The sequence below is a fragment of the Devosia sp. P1_H9 genome (assembly GCF_056405135.1).
Genome location: NZ_JBFUCQ010000008.1, coordinates 68,976 through 83,079, shown reverse-complemented (window position 1 = coordinate 83,079; position 14,104 = coordinate 68,976). Strand labels below are relative to the sequence as shown.

17 protein-coding genes and 1 tRNA gene are annotated in these 14,104 nt (G+C 66.3%); 11 read left to right on the top strand and 7 right to left on the bottom strand.

Annotation, left to right across the window (positions count from 1 at the left end; translation table 11 throughout):
- The first annotated feature begins 92 nt into the window (after positions 1-92).
- Positions 93-168, top strand: a tRNA-Phe gene (locus AC1DYL_RS16860).
- Between the two features lie 227 nt (positions 169-395).
- On the opposite strand, the gene AC1DYL_RS16855 is transcribed toward AC1DYL_RS16860, so the two are convergent.
- On the bottom strand, positions 396-596 hold the full coding sequence (locus tag AC1DYL_RS16855) for a hypothetical protein (protein ID WP_477150427.1): 201 nt from the start codon (positions 594-596) through the stop codon (positions 396-398).
- Positions 597-811: 215 nt separating this feature from the next.
- On the opposite strand from AC1DYL_RS16855, the gene coaBC reads away from it, so the two are divergent.
- From coaBC to AC1DYL_RS16840, 3 genes are all read left to right on the top strand, one after another.
- On the top strand, positions 812-2,023 hold the full coding sequence (gene coaBC, locus AC1DYL_RS16850) for a bifunctional phosphopantothenoylcysteine decarboxylase/phosphopantothenate--cysteine ligase CoaBC (RefSeq protein WP_477174051.1): 1,212 nt from the start codon (positions 812-814) through the stop codon (positions 2,021-2,023).
- Positions 2,020-2,967, top strand: coding sequence for a type I pantothenate kinase (gene coaA / locus AC1DYL_RS16845; RefSeq protein ID WP_477174050.1), 948 nt, complete (start codon positions 2,020-2,022; stop codon positions 2,965-2,967). The genes coaBC and coaA overlap by 4 nt, the downstream gene beginning before the upstream one ends.
- A 71-nt stretch (positions 2,968-3,038) precedes the next feature.
- The gene (locus AC1DYL_RS16840; RefSeq protein ID WP_477150424.1) at positions 3,039-3,485 is read left to right on the top strand and encodes a cyclic nucleotide-binding domain-containing protein; all 447 of its coding nucleotides are present in this window, start codon (positions 3,039-3,041) and stop codon (positions 3,483-3,485) included.
- Positions 3,486-3,495: 10 nt separating this feature from the next.
- Here AC1DYL_RS16840 and AC1DYL_RS16835 read toward each other — a convergent pair whose 3' ends face one another.
- Complete coding sequence (locus AC1DYL_RS16835; protein WP_477158678.1) at positions 3,496-4,101, bottom strand: helix-turn-helix transcriptional regulator; 606 nt, start codon at positions 4,099-4,101, stop codon at positions 3,496-3,498.
- Positions 4,049-4,912 carry a S1C family serine protease gene (locus AC1DYL_RS16830; protein ID WP_477150422.1) on the bottom strand — a complete coding sequence of 288 codons (864 nt, stop codon included), beginning with the start codon at positions 4,910-4,912 and terminating at the stop codon, positions 4,049-4,051. Before AC1DYL_RS16830 ends, AC1DYL_RS16835 begins: the two co-directional genes overlap by 53 nt.
- A gap of 132 nt (positions 4,913-5,044) precedes the next feature.
- On the opposite strand from AC1DYL_RS16830, the gene AC1DYL_RS16825 reads away from it, so the two are divergent.
- The 4 genes from AC1DYL_RS16825 to AC1DYL_RS16810 all read left to right on the top strand — a co-directional run bounded on the left by AC1DYL_RS16825 (position 5,045) and on the right by AC1DYL_RS16810 (position 8,212).
- A complete protein-coding gene (locus AC1DYL_RS16825; protein ID WP_477150421.1) occupies positions 5,045-6,004 on the top strand; it encodes a S1C family serine protease in 960 nt (319 codons plus the stop codon).
- A gap of 204 nt (positions 6,005-6,208) precedes the next feature.
- Entirely contained in the window at positions 6,209-6,583 is a 375-nt protein-coding gene (locus AC1DYL_RS16820; protein ID WP_477150420.1) for a cupin domain-containing protein, read from the top strand.
- Positions 6,584-6,594: 11 nt separating this feature from the next.
- Positions 6,595-7,428, top strand: a complete 834-nt coding sequence (locus AC1DYL_RS16815) for a sugar phosphate isomerase/epimerase (protein ID WP_477174049.1) — start codon at positions 6,595-6,597, stop codon at positions 7,426-7,428.
- A gap of 88 nt (positions 7,429-7,516) precedes the next feature.
- Positions 7,517-8,212 (top strand): L,D-transpeptidase, encoded by a 696-nt coding sequence (locus AC1DYL_RS16810; RefSeq protein ID WP_477174048.1) that lies wholly within the window; start codon positions 7,517-7,519, stop codon positions 8,210-8,212.
- Here the strand turns inward: AC1DYL_RS16810 and AC1DYL_RS16805 are convergent, their stop codons facing one another.
- Positions 8,213-8,437, bottom strand: a complete 225-nt coding sequence (locus tag AC1DYL_RS16805; protein ID WP_477150417.1) for a hypothetical protein — start codon at positions 8,435-8,437, stop codon at positions 8,213-8,215.
- Positions 8,438-8,571: 134 nt separating this feature from the next.
- Here AC1DYL_RS16805 and AC1DYL_RS16800 point away from each other — a divergent pair, with 134 nt between their 5' ends.
- The gene (locus AC1DYL_RS16800) at positions 8,572-8,847 is read left to right on the top strand and encodes a hypothetical protein (protein ID WP_477150416.1); all 276 of its coding nucleotides are present in this window, start codon (positions 8,572-8,574) and stop codon (positions 8,845-8,847) included.
- A 47-nt stretch (positions 8,848-8,894) separates the two neighbouring features.
- Here AC1DYL_RS16800 and AC1DYL_RS16795 read toward each other — a convergent pair whose 3' ends face one another.
- Both AC1DYL_RS16795 and AC1DYL_RS16790 read right to left on the bottom strand, forming a co-directional pair.
- Positions 8,895-9,560: a YiaD family glycine zipper/OmpA-like lipoprotein gene (locus AC1DYL_RS16795; RefSeq protein WP_477174047.1), complete on the bottom strand. Its 666-nt coding sequence runs from the start codon at positions 9,558-9,560 to the stop codon at positions 8,895-8,897.
- 132 nt (positions 9,561-9,692) lie between these two features.
- Entirely contained in the window at positions 9,693-10,463 is a 771-nt protein-coding gene (locus AC1DYL_RS16790; protein WP_477174046.1) for an SDR family NAD(P)-dependent oxidoreductase, read from the bottom strand.
- A gap of 163 nt (positions 10,464-10,626) precedes the next feature.
- Between AC1DYL_RS16790 and AC1DYL_RS16785 the strand changes: the two genes are divergently transcribed.
- Both AC1DYL_RS16785 and AC1DYL_RS16780 read left to right on the top strand, forming a co-directional pair.
- Positions 10,627-11,634, top strand: coding sequence for an endonuclease/exonuclease/phosphatase family protein (locus AC1DYL_RS16785; protein ID WP_477174045.1), 1,008 nt, complete (start codon positions 10,627-10,629; stop codon positions 11,632-11,634).
- A gap of 66 nt (positions 11,635-11,700) precedes the next feature.
- The gene (locus tag AC1DYL_RS16780) at positions 11,701-12,609 is read left to right on the top strand and encodes an endonuclease/exonuclease/phosphatase family protein (protein ID WP_477174044.1); all 909 of its coding nucleotides are present in this window, start codon (positions 11,701-11,703) and stop codon (positions 12,607-12,609) included.
- Between the two features lie 80 nt (positions 12,610-12,689).
- Here the strand turns inward: AC1DYL_RS16780 and AC1DYL_RS16775 are convergent, their stop codons facing one another.
- Positions 12,690-14,015, bottom strand: coding sequence for a WS/DGAT domain-containing protein (locus AC1DYL_RS16775; RefSeq protein WP_477174043.1), 1,326 nt, complete (start codon positions 14,013-14,015; stop codon positions 12,690-12,692).
- Positions 14,016-14,104: the final 89 nt, after the last annotated feature.

Genomic DNA, 14,104 nt, shown 5'->3' with positions numbered 1-14,104 from the left:
ACAAGCTGCGGGGCAACCGGCAAAACCCGCTTGCACACCCCGGCAATGCCCCCTATAAACCGCCCGACTTAGCGCCCTCGGGCGCCACGGTTGCCCGGGTAGCTCAGTTGGTAGAGCAGCGGATTGAAAATCCGCGTGTCACTGGTTCGATTCCGGTCCCGGGCACCACTTTTCCATTCCATTTCTATCGTCCCAGCGGGATGCCCGCAGCGAAGGCTCGCGACCCGGCGAGCTACATCGCAAGCGGCCGGGCACTGTCCGTGCCGACGCACACCATGTGGAAACAGACAGCCGGTCGAGCGGCGACCGCGGGTCCGCTCTAGGCTTGGCACCGAGGTGCTGCCGATCGTGGAGCGGATGAGTAGAGGATCACCGCTCGAGCGGGCTCGTGCGGGTCAGCCGCCGAATGCGAGGGACTGGTTACCGTACGTGGTAACCATGGGCACCTTCTTGGGTGCCGGCACGGTGTACTCGACGGTCTTGGTTTTCACCTTGCCGTCTTTATCGAGGTAGGCGACTTCCTTGGTAAGGACCTGGCCTGTGCTCGCGCAGCCGGCGACCAGCGCCGTCAGGCAAACAACCATAATAATCTTCATTCTAAGCGCACCTATAGCGTCCTTGCAGCATGTCCTGAGCCTCCAATGGCCGGATCAAAGCACGGAATAGCGCCCGTTGAAAGGCGCGGTGGAACTCCCGCTCTTATTGCCCGGTCTTCCCTGAAGCAAGCATGCCAGCCTCGCCCTTTGACGGGTAGGAGTTCGCTGTCACATCGTGTAGACGGCTAGCGGTCTCATGATGCGGTGGCTTGGCCATGAAGCTTCAGAATCGACGGGTGCTGCTGATCATCGGCGGCGGGATCGCGGCCTACAAGGCGCTGGAGGTGATCCGGCGGTTGCGGGATGAGGGCGCGCGGGTGCGCTGCGTGATGACCGCGGCAGCGGCCGAGTTCGTGACGCCGCTGTCGGTGGGGACGCTGAGCGCGGACCGGGTGTTTTCCAATCTGTTCGACCGCAATGACGAGCACGATGTCGGCCACATCCGGCTGTCGCGCGAGGCCGATTTGATCGTGGTGGCGCCGGCGACGGCGGACCTGATGGCGAAGCTGGCGACAGGTGCGGCGAACGATCTGGCGAGCGCGGTGCTGCTGGCGTCCGACAAGCCGATATTGATGGCGCCGGCGATGAACCCGCGGATGTGGGCGCATCCGGCGACACGGCGGAACCGCTCGACGCTGCTGGGCGACGGGGTGCAGTTCGTTGGGCCGAATGCTGGGGCGATGGCGGAGGCCGGCGAAGCTGGCGAGGGGCGGATGGCTGAACCGCACGAGATCGTCGCTGCGGTGGTGGCGCGGCTCGGGGGTGCCGGGCCATTGGCGGGCAGGAAATTCATCGTGACGTCGGGGCCGACGCATGAGCCGATCGATCCGGTGCGCTACATCGCCAATCGCTCGTCGGGGAAGCAGGGGCATGCGATTGCTGCGGCACTGGCGAGGCTGGGGGCAGAGGTGCGGCTGGTGAGTGGGCCTGTGGCCGTGGCTGATCCGGCCGGAGTGAGCACGACGCGTGTCGAGACGGCGCGCGAGATGCTGGCGGCGGTGGAGAGCGCCCTGCCCGCCGACGGCGCGGTGTTCGTTGCGGCGGTGGCGGACTGGCGGGTCGACAGCGTTGCGACGGACAAGATCAAGAAGCAGCCGGGCGGCGGTGGGGCGCCGAGCCTCAGCATGGTGGAAAACCCCGATATCCTCGCGACGATCGGGCATCATGTGCGCCGGCCGGCGGTCGTCGTGGGGTTTGCCGCCGAGACGCAGGATGTGGTGGCGAACGGACTGGCGAAGCTCGGCCGCAAGGGCGCCGACATCATCGTTGCCAATGATGTTTCGGCGGCCGGCGGCGCGATGGGCGGGGACCGGAACCGGGTAACGCTGCTGACGAGCGACGGCGCGGAGGCGTGGCCGGAGATGGACAAGCAGCAGGTAGCGGAGCGCCTGGCAGAGGTGATCGCCGAACGGCTCAAGGGCGCATGACCAAGTCCGCCGAGCTCTCGCCCTATCATCACTTCACCAAGGCGGAATGGGTGGCGCTGCGAGACGGCGAGCCGATGACGCTGAGCGCCGACGACGTGGTGCGGCTCAGGGCGTTGTCCGACCCCATCTCGCTGGCGGAAGCAGAGCAGGTCTACCTGCCGCTGACGCGACTGCTGTCGCTATACGTCGAGGCGATCCAAGGGCTGCACCGAGTATCCTCGCGCTTTCTCAACACGGACGGTCGCAAAGTGCCGTTCATCATCGGCGTCGCCGGATCGGTGGCGGTGGGGAAATCGACGACGGCGCGCATCCTCCGCGCGCTGCTGCAGCGCTGGCCGTCGAGCCCCAAGGTTGATCTCGTCACCACCGACGGGTTCCTGCACCCCAATGCGGTGCTGAACGAACGCGGCCTGATGCGTCGCAAGGGGTTTCCCGAGAGCTTCGATCGGGGACGGCTGGTCTCCTTCCTGGCGGAGGTGAAATCGGGTGCGCCGGCGCTCGAGGTGCCGATCTACTCGCACCTCGTCTATGACGTTGTGCGGGGAGAGCACATCGTGGTGGACCAGCCCGATATCCTGATCGTCGAGGGACTCAACATCCTGCAGCCGGGGCTGCCCGGAAAGGCCGGCGCGCCGATCCTCTACGCCTCGGATTTCCTCGACTTCTCGATCTACATCGACGCCGACGCGGGTGACCTCGAGGCTTGGTATCTCGAGCGGTTCTTCCGGCTCAGGGAGACGGCCTTCCGCAACCCGGCGTCGTTCTTCAAGCGCTATGCCGACATGAGCGAAGAGGAAGCCGGCAAGTTCGGGCTCGACAACTGGCGCTCGATCAACCTGCCCAACCTCGTCGAGAATATCGAGCCGACCCGATCGCGCGCCGACCTGATCCTCCGCAAGGGCAGCGATCATCTGGTGGAGGACGTGCGGTTGCGGCTGGTCTAGCTCACAATGGCCCTTCATGGCGCGAGCGGGACGCGCTAGGCTTCCCGCTGCCTGATCACGTGGGGATGACAATGGCCAGCCTGCTTACCCTCACCTATTCCTCGCCGACGCTCGATGTTGCCCGTGGCGAAGAGCTCGTCACCCAGGGCATGCCCGGGCGCGATCTCTATGTGCTGGAGAGCGGCAAGTTCGTGGTCGAGCGCGATGGCGTCGAGATCGCGACGATCGAGCACTCGGATGCGATGATCGGCGAGATGTCGGTGCTGCTCGGTAGGCCCCACAGCGCCACGGTGCGGGCCGAACGCGACAGCAAGGTGCGGGTGGTGCGGGATGCGATGCGCATTCTCGAGAAGCACCCTGAGCTGGCGCTGCGGATCGCCATGCTGCAGAGCCAGCGGCTCGATGCCACTTCGGCACTGCTGGTGCAGCTCAACGGCGAAACCGCGGACAAGCCGAGCGAACAGACCTTGATCGGGCGGATCTTCTCGACGCTGATGGCGCCGCCCAAGCCGCACTGACGGCCGGTCGCTAGATCGCGACCAGGCCTTCGCGCAGGATGATCGAGACCGCGTCGGCGCGGTTGCGGGCGTGGAGCTTTTCAAGGATCGCGGTGACGTGGAACTTGGCCGTGTGCACCGAGATATCGAGCGCGCGCGCGATGACCTTGTTCGAGGCGCCATCGACCAGCAGTTCAGCGACCTGGCGCTCGCGCTGGCTGAGGCGCGGCAGCAGCGAGGCGGGAAGGCGCTGGTTGTCGGCACGCTCGACGGTTTCGCGCTCCAGCGCATAACCGGCGCCAATGAGGGTTGCAGCGGCGAGGATCAGGCCGGGATCCAGGCTATCGATGGCGTTGCGGCGCGCTTCGTCTGCGCCGATCCGCAGCACGCGGTGCGGGCCGGTGACGCCGCCCAGCGACGTCGGGCGATCGGTAATGGTGACGGCCGCCTCTTCCGCGTCCGCTTCGTATAGGTCGTGGCGACCGGCGATCAGCGTGCGAAGCACCTGTTCGAGGGCCGGATCGGTGAGATCGAACGCGACGCCGAGGACCAGTCCGCCAAGGACGGACTGGGCGACCGGGCCCTCAGTTTCGAGGGCGCTCGCCGATGTTGATCTCGAGTTCCAATGCACTGCCACCGCGTAGCACTCCCAAGCTGATATTCGTCCCGACGGTGCCGGTGCTCAAACGATCGGCGACGTCGCCGACGGAATGCACCTGGTCACCACCCCATGTGGTGATTATGTCGCCAACAAGGAAGCCCCCGCGTGCAGCAGGACTATCCGGCTCGAGGCCGACGACGATGGCGCCGCCGTCCTTGCCGAGCGGATGGAGGCTGACGCCGAGCCAGCCGCGCGGGATATAGCCCTTTTCGCTGAGGGTGGCGACGGCACGGGCGATGGTCGCGGCGGGGATGGCAAGGGTGCGGCGGCGGGCGCCGGTGACCGCCATGCCGATGAGGCTGCCATCCGGCGCGACGACCGCGCCGCCCTCGCTGCGGGTCGAAAGGCGGAGACCGAGAGTGATGCGCGCATCGATGTCGCCACCGCGCATGCTGCGCCAGGCGGGGCCAACCTCGGTGACGGAAGCAAGGCCGGAGAGGACGGAGTGTTCGCCACGGCCGACGAGCACGGCGAGCGAGCCGGGCTCGGGCTGCGCAGCCTGCGTCCAGTCGGGGAATTCACCGGTCTCGAACTTCAGCAGCACCACGTCGGTGGTGGCGTCGCGGCCGGCGATCTGGGCCGAGACGACGCTGCCGTCGGCCTTCAGAACGGCGACTTCGTCCTCGGCTTCCAGCGCCTCGTCGGCGGTGATGGCGAGGCCGGTGCGCCAGATGAAGCCCGAGAGTTCGCGGCCATCGCGGCCCTGGATGGCGATGATACGGGGAGCGATTGACGCAGTGAGAGCTGCGAGGGAGGCGGAAAGCGCCTGGAGTTCGGGGAAGGACATGTGAGTGGCCTTGTTGCGATGTTGCCGAAAATCTGCGCCCGGACCGGCCGGCTCGAAAGCTCCCCATATGGGCAGGATCGCCGCGCTGGCTCGCGAAACCCACATTAGCGGGACGAAATCCGGAGTATTCCGATGCCGCAAGCCCTGCCCTTTCCCACCCCCGACCAGCGCCTGCTCGATGTCTATTCGCTCACTGTGTCCGAAGTCGCCGAGGCGGTCGGACCGGCAGTGGGCATGGTGACGACCGACGGCAAGGGACATGGCTCGGGCGTAGTGCTGTCGCAGGACGGGCTGGTGGTGACCAACTCGCACGTGGTGGGCAACCACAAGGACGTGCACGTCGCGCTGCCCGATGGTCACCGGCTGGCCGGGCGAGTGCTGGGGGCGGATCCGGATACCGATCTCGCTATCCTCAAAGTCGATGGCAGCGCTCTGCCGATCGCGGCGCTGGGGGATAGCGGCAGCCTGAAGCGCGGGCACATCGCGATCGCCATCGGCAATCCGCTGGGATTCGAGTCCACCGTTACAGCGGGCGTGATCTCGGCGCTGGGGCGGAGCTTGAGGTCGCCGTCGGGGCGACCGATCGAGGATGTGATTCAGACGGATGCGGCGCTGAACCCGGGGAACTCGGGTGGCGCGCTGGTCTCGAGCCTTGGCGAGGTGGTTGGCATCAGCACGGCGATGATCGCCGGCGCGCAGGGCATCTGCTTTGCGGTGGCGAGCAACACGGTGAAGCTGGTGCTAGGCGAAGTGCTGCAGCACGGCGAAGTGCGGCGGGCTTATCTGGGCGTTGCCGCCGATACGGTGAACCTGCCGCGGCGAGTTGCGGATGCGGCGCATGTCGGCAGCCGCACCGGCGCGGTGCTGCACTCGATTGTCGAGGGCGGGCCGGCGGCGCGGGCCGGAGTGCGCGAGGGCGATGTGCTCTTGAGCCTCGATGGGCGGCCAGTGGAAGGCCCGGGGCCGCTGCTGCGGATGCTGACGGCGGACGCTATCGGGCGGCGGGTGCGGCTGCAGGTGCTGCGGCAGGGGCGGCTGCTGGAACTGGATGCCGTGCTGACGCAGCGGCCGAGTGGGCCGGAGGCGCGGTAGGGGCCCCCTCCACCGGCGTCATTCCCGCGAAGGCGGGAACCTAGTGCGATCTCTCAACAACCGGAACCTGAGCGTGCCGCTGGGTCCCCGCCCTCGCGGGGATGACGGCGGTGGGTGGGGATGGAAGAACCAAGCGCCAGCCCGACCGTCTTGCTGCTGTGACTACCGTTCAATACGGTGGGCGGAGTGGCGGAGGACAGTAGAATGGCGGCTGAGTGCAAGGTTATTCGTGGCGGCCTGGGCTTTCACGGCAAGCAGGGGCTCGATTACTTCGCCGGCGTTTCGGCGGAGTCGGCGGGCGCCAAGGGCATTTGCATGCACATGGCCGTGCTCCCGCCGGGGGCCGAGGCGAAGCCGCACTATCACGAGGCGCACGAGACGGCGATCTTCCAGATCGAGGGCTCGACGTCGTTCCGGCATGGGCCGAACCTCGAGTTCACCGACGTCGTGAACGAGGGCGACTACGTCTACATCCCCGCAGGCGTGCCGCATCAGCCGTTCAACCCGACCAGCAAGATGGCGCGGGCGCTGATCGCGCGAACCGACCCCAACGAGCAGGAAAGCGTGGTGCTGATCTAGGAGCGCTCGCGATGCAGAAGCTGCTCATCCTCCAGTCGCTCTGGTCCATGCTCGGCCTCAAGGGCGCGCCGCCCGAGCGGTCACTCGAGGCCAATGTCGAGATGATCGCCAATGCCGGGTTCGACGGGTTCGGCACGCTGTGGGTCGACCCGGACGAGGCGCAGCGGGCCGCGCGGCTGGCGAAATCGGCTGGGCTGGTGGTCGAGGGGCTGTGCTTTCCAACCGATGTCGAGAGTCTGTTGCCGGCGCTGGAATGGGGCGCGGCGTTCGGCGTGCACCATATCAACATCCAGCCCAACCTTCGGCCGCGTACGCTGGCCGAGGCGGTGCGGATTGCCGAGGGCTGGCTGAAGATCAGCGAACAGGTGGCGTTCCCGGTCTATGTCGAGACGCATCGCGACCGGATGACCAACGACCTCCATTTCACGCTCGACCTGATCGCCGCCCTGCCGGAGCTGAAGCTGCTCGGCGACCTCTCTCACTATGTGGTCGGTCGGGAGATCGTCCTCCCCGTGTCCGACGAGATCGAGGCACAGATCGCGACGGTGTTGGAGCATTGCTGGGCCTTCCATGGCCGGGTGGCGAGCAGCGAGCAGGTGCAGCTGCCGCTGTCGTTCCCGCAGCATGCGCCGTGGCTCGAGCAGTTCGGCACTTGGTGGCGGAACGGCTTTGCCGACTGGAAGAACCGGGCTGGCCCGGACGATGCGCTGAGCTTCGTGTGCGAGCTGGGACCGCAGCCTTACGCCATTGCCGGGGCGGACGGGGCGGACCTGACCGACCGTTGGGCGGAATCGCTGCAGCTGCGCGACCTGGCGCGGGCGGCGTGGGGCCGAACGATAAATTGATCGACAGCCAACTTCGCGGCGCCATAATGGTGCGCAAGCTGAAGTAGTAGAACGTTCTGGTGGGCGGCCTTTTACGGGGGCGGGTTCCGTGCAGACAAAGACGATCGGCAATAACGGCCCGTCGCGGCGGGCGTTTCTTCTGGGTGCGGCGAGTTTCGGCGGGCTCGCGCTGAGCGGCTGCTCGGCGATGGTGGGCAGCCGGCAGATGACGCTGCCCAACCTGCTGCCGGCGGTGATCTCGCCCTACTATCTGCAGATCTACGGCGCGATGCCGGAGGAGCGGTACCCGGTGCCGGCGGTCAACCTCAACAAGGTGGACCAGGCGTTCCTGCGGACCGAGGTGGACGACCCGACGGGCGAGCGGCCGGGCACCATCGTCGTCGAGACCTCGCAGCGCTACCTCTACCTGGTGCAGGACGGTGGCCGTGCCATCCGCTATGGCGTCGGGATCGGGCGCGACGGGTTCACCTGGTCGGGGCGCGGCAGCATTGGGCGCAAGGCGCAGTGGCCGACGTGGTATCCGCCATCCTCGATGATGCAGCGTCAGCCCGAGACGCGGGAGTTTGCGGGCGGCATGCCTGGCGGGCCGAACAACCCGCTGGGGGCACGGGCGATGTACATCTATCGCGGCGGGGTGGACACGATCTACCGCATCCACGGCACGCGCGAGTACTGGAGCATCGGCAAGGCGGTGTCGTCGGGCTGCGTGCGGCTGATCAACCAGGACGTGATCGATCTCTACTCGCGGGTTTCCGTCGGCACGCCGATCATCGTCAACGGCTAGCTAGTCCCTTTGGCGCGTCATCGTCGCCTTGGGGACCGGGCAGTTCATCTTGCCGGTGAAGGGATCGAGCGTACAGGTCGGCCAGATGTGACAGGTCATCTTGCCGGTGAACGGATCGAGGGTGCAGTTTGGCGGGATGCTGTCGCTGTTGTTGCGCCCGGCGGAAGCGGGGCCGGCACCCAGGGTGGCAGCGAGAACGGCGGAAAGCAGAACGATGCGGAGCATGGTCGTGATCCTCTCGGCTGGTTCTATGCCGGTGATGCTGGGACGCGACGCCTGAACGTCGGCTGAGCGCGGTATTCAGCAGGAACCAAAGCGCCGGGACGGCCATTGAACACTAGCCACGGGAGGGGAATGGAATGGCTGCTGTGAGGACGAAAGGGACGCCGAAGGCGGCGCAAGTCGACCAGGTCATCGACGAGAACGGGATGCCGATTTCGCTGCCCGAGGACTCGTCGCTGCAGGTCACCCGCGATGTCGAGGAGACGATCGGCGCGACCGGGCCGACCAACTGGTGGCAAATGGGGCTGATCGGGGTGGGGATCGTCGTGGTGATCCTGCTCGGGTTTCAGCTGCTTGCCAGCAATACCCGCGCGCCGGTGACCGCACCCGCGGCAACGACGACCGCGCAATGAAAAAGGCCCGGGAGGTGCCCGGGCCTCGAACTTGATCGAAGTGAGACTCAGCCCTGGATGGGCGAGAGCTGGATTTCGACGCGACGGTTCTGCGCGCGGCCGGACTCGGTGCCGTTGGAGGCGATCGGATCCTCTTCGCCCTTGCCGGTGATGTAGAAGCGGCGCTGGTCGACGCCCTGGCTGGCGAGGATGGTCGCGACCGCGGTGGCGCGGCGCTGGCTCAACTCCTGGTTGTAGCTGTCCGAACCCTGCGAGTCGGTGTGGCCGTAGACGTCGATGACGGTCTTGTTGAACTTCTTCAGCACGAGGCCGACCGAAACCAGGGTTTCGCTGAACTGCGGCTGCACGGTCGCCGAGTCGGTGGCGAAGGTGATGTTGGACGGCATGTTGAGGATGATCTGCTGGCCGACGCGGGTGACCGACACGCCGGTGCCCTGCAGCTGAGCGCGGAGCTCGGCTTCCTGCTGATCCATATAGCTGCCGATGGCCGCGCCGGTGAGGCCGCCGACGCCCGCGCCGATCAACGCCGCAACGCGCGGGTCATTGCCGGTAGCAGCACCGATGATGCCGCCGACGACTGCGCCGCCGCCCGCGCCGATCAGGGCGCCGCCGGTGGTGCTCGAGAGCTGGCTCTGGCCGGTATAGGGATTGATCGAAGTACAGGCGCTCAGCGACAGGGCCGCGAGGCCGGCGATCAGAATCTTGGATTTCATGGACGTCCCCCGTAGGTGTGGCGCTGGTTCTCGCCACCGATTGCGGCAGCAAGGTGTTCGCCTTCTGCCATTTGCCCGCGCCGACGTTAGATCAGGATCGCGTTGTGTTGAAGCGGTCCTTTTGCGGATGAATCAGCCGTGCGCCCAGCCACCGTCGACGAGGAAATCCTGACCCGAGATCATCTTCGAATCGTCGGCAGCGAGGAACAGCACCATGCGGGCGATATCGTCAGGGTAGAGCCGGCCCTTCACCGGCTGGACCTGCTCCAGCATGGCGAACGCCTCGGGCGTGGCCCAGAGCTTGAGCTGCCGTTCGGTCATGATCCACCCCGGAACCAGCGTGTTGGCGCGGATGCCGTGCTTGCCGTACTCGCGCGCCATCGAGCGCGACATGCCATGGGCGCCCGCCTTGGCCGAGGTGTAGACGGTCAACTCGGGCGTGTTGGTCATCCAACTGACCGAACCGAAATTGATGATTGAGCCCCTGCCCGCCGCGATCATCCCCGGCGCTACCGCCTGCGTGGCAAAGAACGCGTGCTTGAGGTTGACGGCCATGTTGCGGTCCCAGGCCTCGGGCGTCATCTCGGCAATGGTGTGCCGCGTGTCGTTGGCCGCGTTGTTGACCAGCGCCAGGGCCGGGCCGTGCGCCGCCTCGAAATCACGGATAGCGGCCTGGTAGGCGGCGATATCGGTGATATCGCAGCGCGTGAACTTCACGGTGGCGCCGGCAGCGTTCAGTTCGGCGGCGAGCTTGTTGCCGGCCTCGTCGGCGATATCAACGAAACCGACCTTCGAACCCTGCTCGGCGAAAGCGCGGACAACGCCCTCGCCGATACCGGAGGCACCACCGGAGACGATGACGGGCACGCCCTTGAGGCTGGGATAAATGGCGTAGTCGGACACGGAAACCCCCGGAAAACTGTTGTTGCGGGGGATTTAGCGTGAGGGGCGCCGCGCGGCAAGGCGACTTCCGTACGCGAGGGTACGCGGAGGCACGATTTGTCACCGGGAAGACATATCCGCTGGCTAGGGAGCGCTTCCCTCCCCCTCATGAAGTCCGCGCGCCATGTCCCTCGATCTCGTCAAGCCCGCCCAGATTGCCCTGCTCAATGGTCCGCCGCAGGCGGAGCGGGATCGACTCGATGCGCTGGAGCGCACCGAGGCCAACCATGCCGCGGCGATGGCCGGGCTCGAATGCCTGCAGCGGGTGGAGGCACCGGCGACGGGCGGTAGCGAGGTGCTGGCGTTTCCGCTGACCGTCGCTGCCTGGAACCTCGAGCGCTGCTATGCGGTGGAGCAATCCGCCGCGATGCTGAAGCGCGAGGGCGCTGGCATCGCGCTGCTGTCGGAGGTCGACAACGGCATGGCGCGGACCGGTCAGCGGCACACGTCGCGCGATGTCGCCGGGGAGCTGGATATGGCTTACGCGTTCGGGGTGGAATTCCTGGAACTGGAGCTTGGCGCCGAAGTGGAACTCGAGTTCTGCAAGGACAACTTCAACCGGCATGGTTTTCACGGCAACGCGCTGTTGGCGCGGTCGGCGCTGCAGGCGCCGGTGATGATCCGGCTGGAAGCGCATGGGCACTGGTTCACGCCCGAGAGCCCGGCGCGGCGGGTGGGCACGCGGTGTGCCATCGCGGCGAGCGTGATGACCACCGAAGGTCCGCTCTATGCGGTGTCGGTGCATCTCGAGAACCGCGGCGACGCTGGCTACCGCGAGGCGCAGGTGCGCGGGCTGATCGACGCCATCGACCAACTCGCGGGCGACACACCTGTCATCATCGGCGGCGACCTCAATACCGGGCTGGCGGACGGCGGCGACTTCGAGAAGGAGACGCTGTTCGCGCATGCCTATGGGTGCGGCTTCGTACGGCATGGCGGGCCGATCGGGCAAACGACGACACGACCGAGCCGGGTAAGCCGCAGCCCGCGCGGGACGTGGAAGCTCGACTGGTTACTGACGCGCGGGCTGGTGGTGGAGGAAAGTCGCATCGTGCCGTCGGTGGCGCCCGATGGCGAGGTGCTGTCGGATCACGACATGGTCGTGGCGAAGATCGGCGGCTTTGCGCGCTGAGCGCGACGCGACCATCGTGCTGACGCAATAGGTGGGATTGCTGTCCTCGGGCATGGGGATGGGCAAATGATCGTTATTGCATTGCGGGTTATGGCCACGCTGGGGCTGCTGGCGCTGCTTGGTCTATCGCTGGTGCCGCTGTTCGGCGCGTGGCCCGGTGACATGATTGCGCCGTTCCGGGTGCAACTGGCGATCGCCGCGCTGATCGGGCTCGGTGTGGCAGTGGCGTTGCGCGGGCCGAGGGTCATCGGGCTGGCCGGCGTCGTGGTGGCGATCAGCGTGCTGCCGATGGCGCTGCGGGTGATCGATCGGCCAGTGCTGGCGGAAACGGCGCCGGGGCGGGCGGTGAGCCTGATGTTCTCCAATGTGCTGGCCAACAATCGAGAGTTCGGCAAGGTAACGGCACTGGTGCGGTCAGAGGACGCCGACATCTTCGCGGCGGCGGAGACGACTGCGGATTGGGTAGCGGCCCTGGATGGGCTGAAGGATCGGTATCCCTACAGCTTTGCGCCGACGGACCTCGGGGTGTTCGGAGTGGCGCTTTATGCAAAGCGTCCGCTTGCCGGGACCATTGAGCGTGTGGGGCAGCGGGGGCTGCCGCTGCTGCGGGCGGATTTCGGAGACATGGTGGTCTATGTGGCGCATCCGATGCCACCGGCCTCACAGCGGCTGACAGCGGACAATCGCGAGTATCTCACGCGGCTGGCGGAGCGAGTTGCGGCAGAGACGTTGCCGGTCGTGATCGCCGGGGATCTGAATACGACGCTGTGGTCGGGCAATATCGAGCCGCTGATGCGGTTGGGGGTGCAGTGGCCGGCGGGTTCGGGGCTGGGCTATTCGTGGCCGGCGGCGAGGTCGTGGATGGCGGTGCAGATCGACCACGTGCTGACGCGAGGGATCAAGGCGGGGCGGTATGAGGTGTTAGGGGATGTGGGGTCGGATCACTACCCGGTGAGGGCGGAGTTGGTGATGTAAGGCACCCTACCAACCACTGAAAATGCGAAGGGCCCGGTGAGGGCCCTTTCGTTAGTCACGGGTCTGTGCCGCTGCGCGGCTCAGACCGAGTCGTCCTCGACGATCACTTTGCCCGTCGGCGCCACGTCCATGGCCTCGACCTTCTGCAGCAGCTGCTCGATCTTCTCGACATTGGCGATATGCCGCGTCTCCATCGAGAAGTTCAGCGTGATGTACTCGCGGCCGGGACAGAAGGTGCAGATGTTGGCGGCGGGGTGCCAGGCGCCGCAGTAGATCGGCTCCATCATGCCGTGAGTCATCGGACCGTAAGTGCGGTGCGGCGGGACCAGGGTGAGCACAATGTGGATGCCGCCGTTGAAGCGCCAGAAGCGCTTGTTGGGCAGCGCAGGGACCAGCCGGTTCAGCGTGCGCAGCGACTTGAACATCGAGTTCATCATCACCTGGAACTTGGTGATGTCTTTCTTCTCGATCTTGTCGATGGTGTCGTCGACCTTGCGGACGTACTCGACGAAATCGTCGATCACCTCGAACTTGGCCTCGAGCGCACGGACGCGGAAGAAATCGTCATCGGCGTCGTGGCGCTTGCCATCGAGCATGGTGTAGGCGGCGCCGATCACCTTTTTCGACATGTGCCGATCCTCGCCCTCGCCGTTGAGGGCGTGGGTGACGAGCGCGAACATCAGCGAGCGCTGGCGCACGCCGAGCTTGTTGGCAAGCAGCCGCAGACGATGACGCTTCAGCGCCAGGGTCTTGAAGCCCCACGGCTTTTCGGCCGGAGCGAGAATGTTGGCGAGGGTGATGTACATGAAGGTCATGCCCCAGCCGCGGAGCGTGCCCTTGATGCGGGCGCCGAGGCCGACCTTGTTGGACTTGTCGGACATGACGCCGTGGCCGGCGGAGGCCGAGCGGGTGAGCAGCGCCGAGTCCGAGCCTTCGAGCAGCGCGTGGCTCGAGCGCACCTGGATCATCGAGGCGCGGCCTTCGGCATCGGGGCCGCCGCGGCGGACGACGGCGGAGACGCGGAACAGCGGCAGGTCGTCACGCCCGAAGATATCGGGCGACTTCGACACCCACTTGTCGGGGTAGCCGTCGAACTCGTCGACTTCCTCGACATGGGTGATGGCATCGAGCAGATGCTTGGGGAACGGCTGGCCGGGACGGGCGCCGACGAAGCCGTGGCTCAGCTGCGGGGCCAGCGCCACCATGTCGGCGACGAGATTGGCCAGCGAGTCCTTGGTGAAATGCGACTTCGAGGCGGCGGTGAAAAACACCGTGTCGCGCGCCTCGTAGAGAAACCACTGGAAATCGGTGAACAGCGCCTGCGGGTGCTTGTTGACGGCGGCCAGCGCTAGGTCGAGAACCTCGGCGTGGTCGTTGGCGAAGCTGGACGAAGAGAAGCTCTTCATGGCGGATCCCCCTGTTTCCGTATGGTTGATACTATCGGACGCCAAGGCCGGGTCAACGGAAAGGCATCGGGGCCGTTAACTCGGTAAGA

Bases quoted from the DNA above. Each gene is read 5' to 3' on its own strand.
- AC1DYL_RS16855 (WP_477150427.1), bottom strand. From the start codon at position 596: ATGAAGATTATTATGGTTGTTTGCCTGACGGCGCTGGTCGCCGGCTGC.
- coaBC (WP_477174051.1), top strand. From the start codon at position 812: ATGAAGCTTCAGAATCGACGGGTGCTGCTGATCATCGGCGGCGGGATC.
- coaA (WP_477174050.1), top strand. From the start codon at position 2,020: ATGACCAAGTCCGCCGAGCTCTCGCCCTATCATCACTTCACCAAGGCG.
- AC1DYL_RS16840 (WP_477150424.1), top strand. From the start codon at position 3,039: ATGGCCAGCCTGCTTACCCTCACCTATTCCTCGCCGACGCTCGATGTT.
- AC1DYL_RS16830 (WP_477150422.1), bottom strand. From the start codon at position 4,912: ATGTCCTTCCCCGAACTCCAGGCGCTTTCCGCCTCCCTCGCAGCTCTC.
- AC1DYL_RS16825 (WP_477150421.1), top strand. From the start codon at position 5,045: ATGCCGCAAGCCCTGCCCTTTCCCACCCCCGACCAGCGCCTGCTCGAT.
- AC1DYL_RS16820 (WP_477150420.1), top strand. From the start codon at position 6,209: ATGGCGGCTGAGTGCAAGGTTATTCGTGGCGGCCTGGGCTTTCACGGC.
- AC1DYL_RS16815 (WP_477174049.1), top strand. From the start codon at position 6,595: ATGCAGAAGCTGCTCATCCTCCAGTCGCTCTGGTCCATGCTCGGCCTC.
- AC1DYL_RS16805 (WP_477150417.1), bottom strand. From the start codon at position 8,437: ATGCTCCGCATCGTTCTGCTTTCCGCCGTTCTCGCTGCCACCCTGGGT.
- AC1DYL_RS16800 (WP_477150416.1), top strand. From the start codon at position 8,572: ATGGCTGCTGTGAGGACGAAAGGGACGCCGAAGGCGGCGCAAGTCGAC.
- AC1DYL_RS16795 (WP_477174047.1), bottom strand. From the start codon at position 9,560: ATGAAATCCAAGATTCTGATCGCCGGCCTCGCGGCCCTGTCGCTGAGC.
- AC1DYL_RS16785 (WP_477174045.1), top strand. From the start codon at position 10,627: ATGTCCCTCGATCTCGTCAAGCCCGCCCAGATTGCCCTGCTCAATGGT.
- AC1DYL_RS16780 (WP_477174044.1), top strand. From the start codon at position 11,701: ATGATCGTTATTGCATTGCGGGTTATGGCCACGCTGGGGCTGCTGGCG.
- AC1DYL_RS16775 (WP_477174043.1), bottom strand. From the start codon at position 14,015: ATGAAGAGCTTCTCTTCGTCCAGCTTCGCCAACGACCACGCCGAGGTT.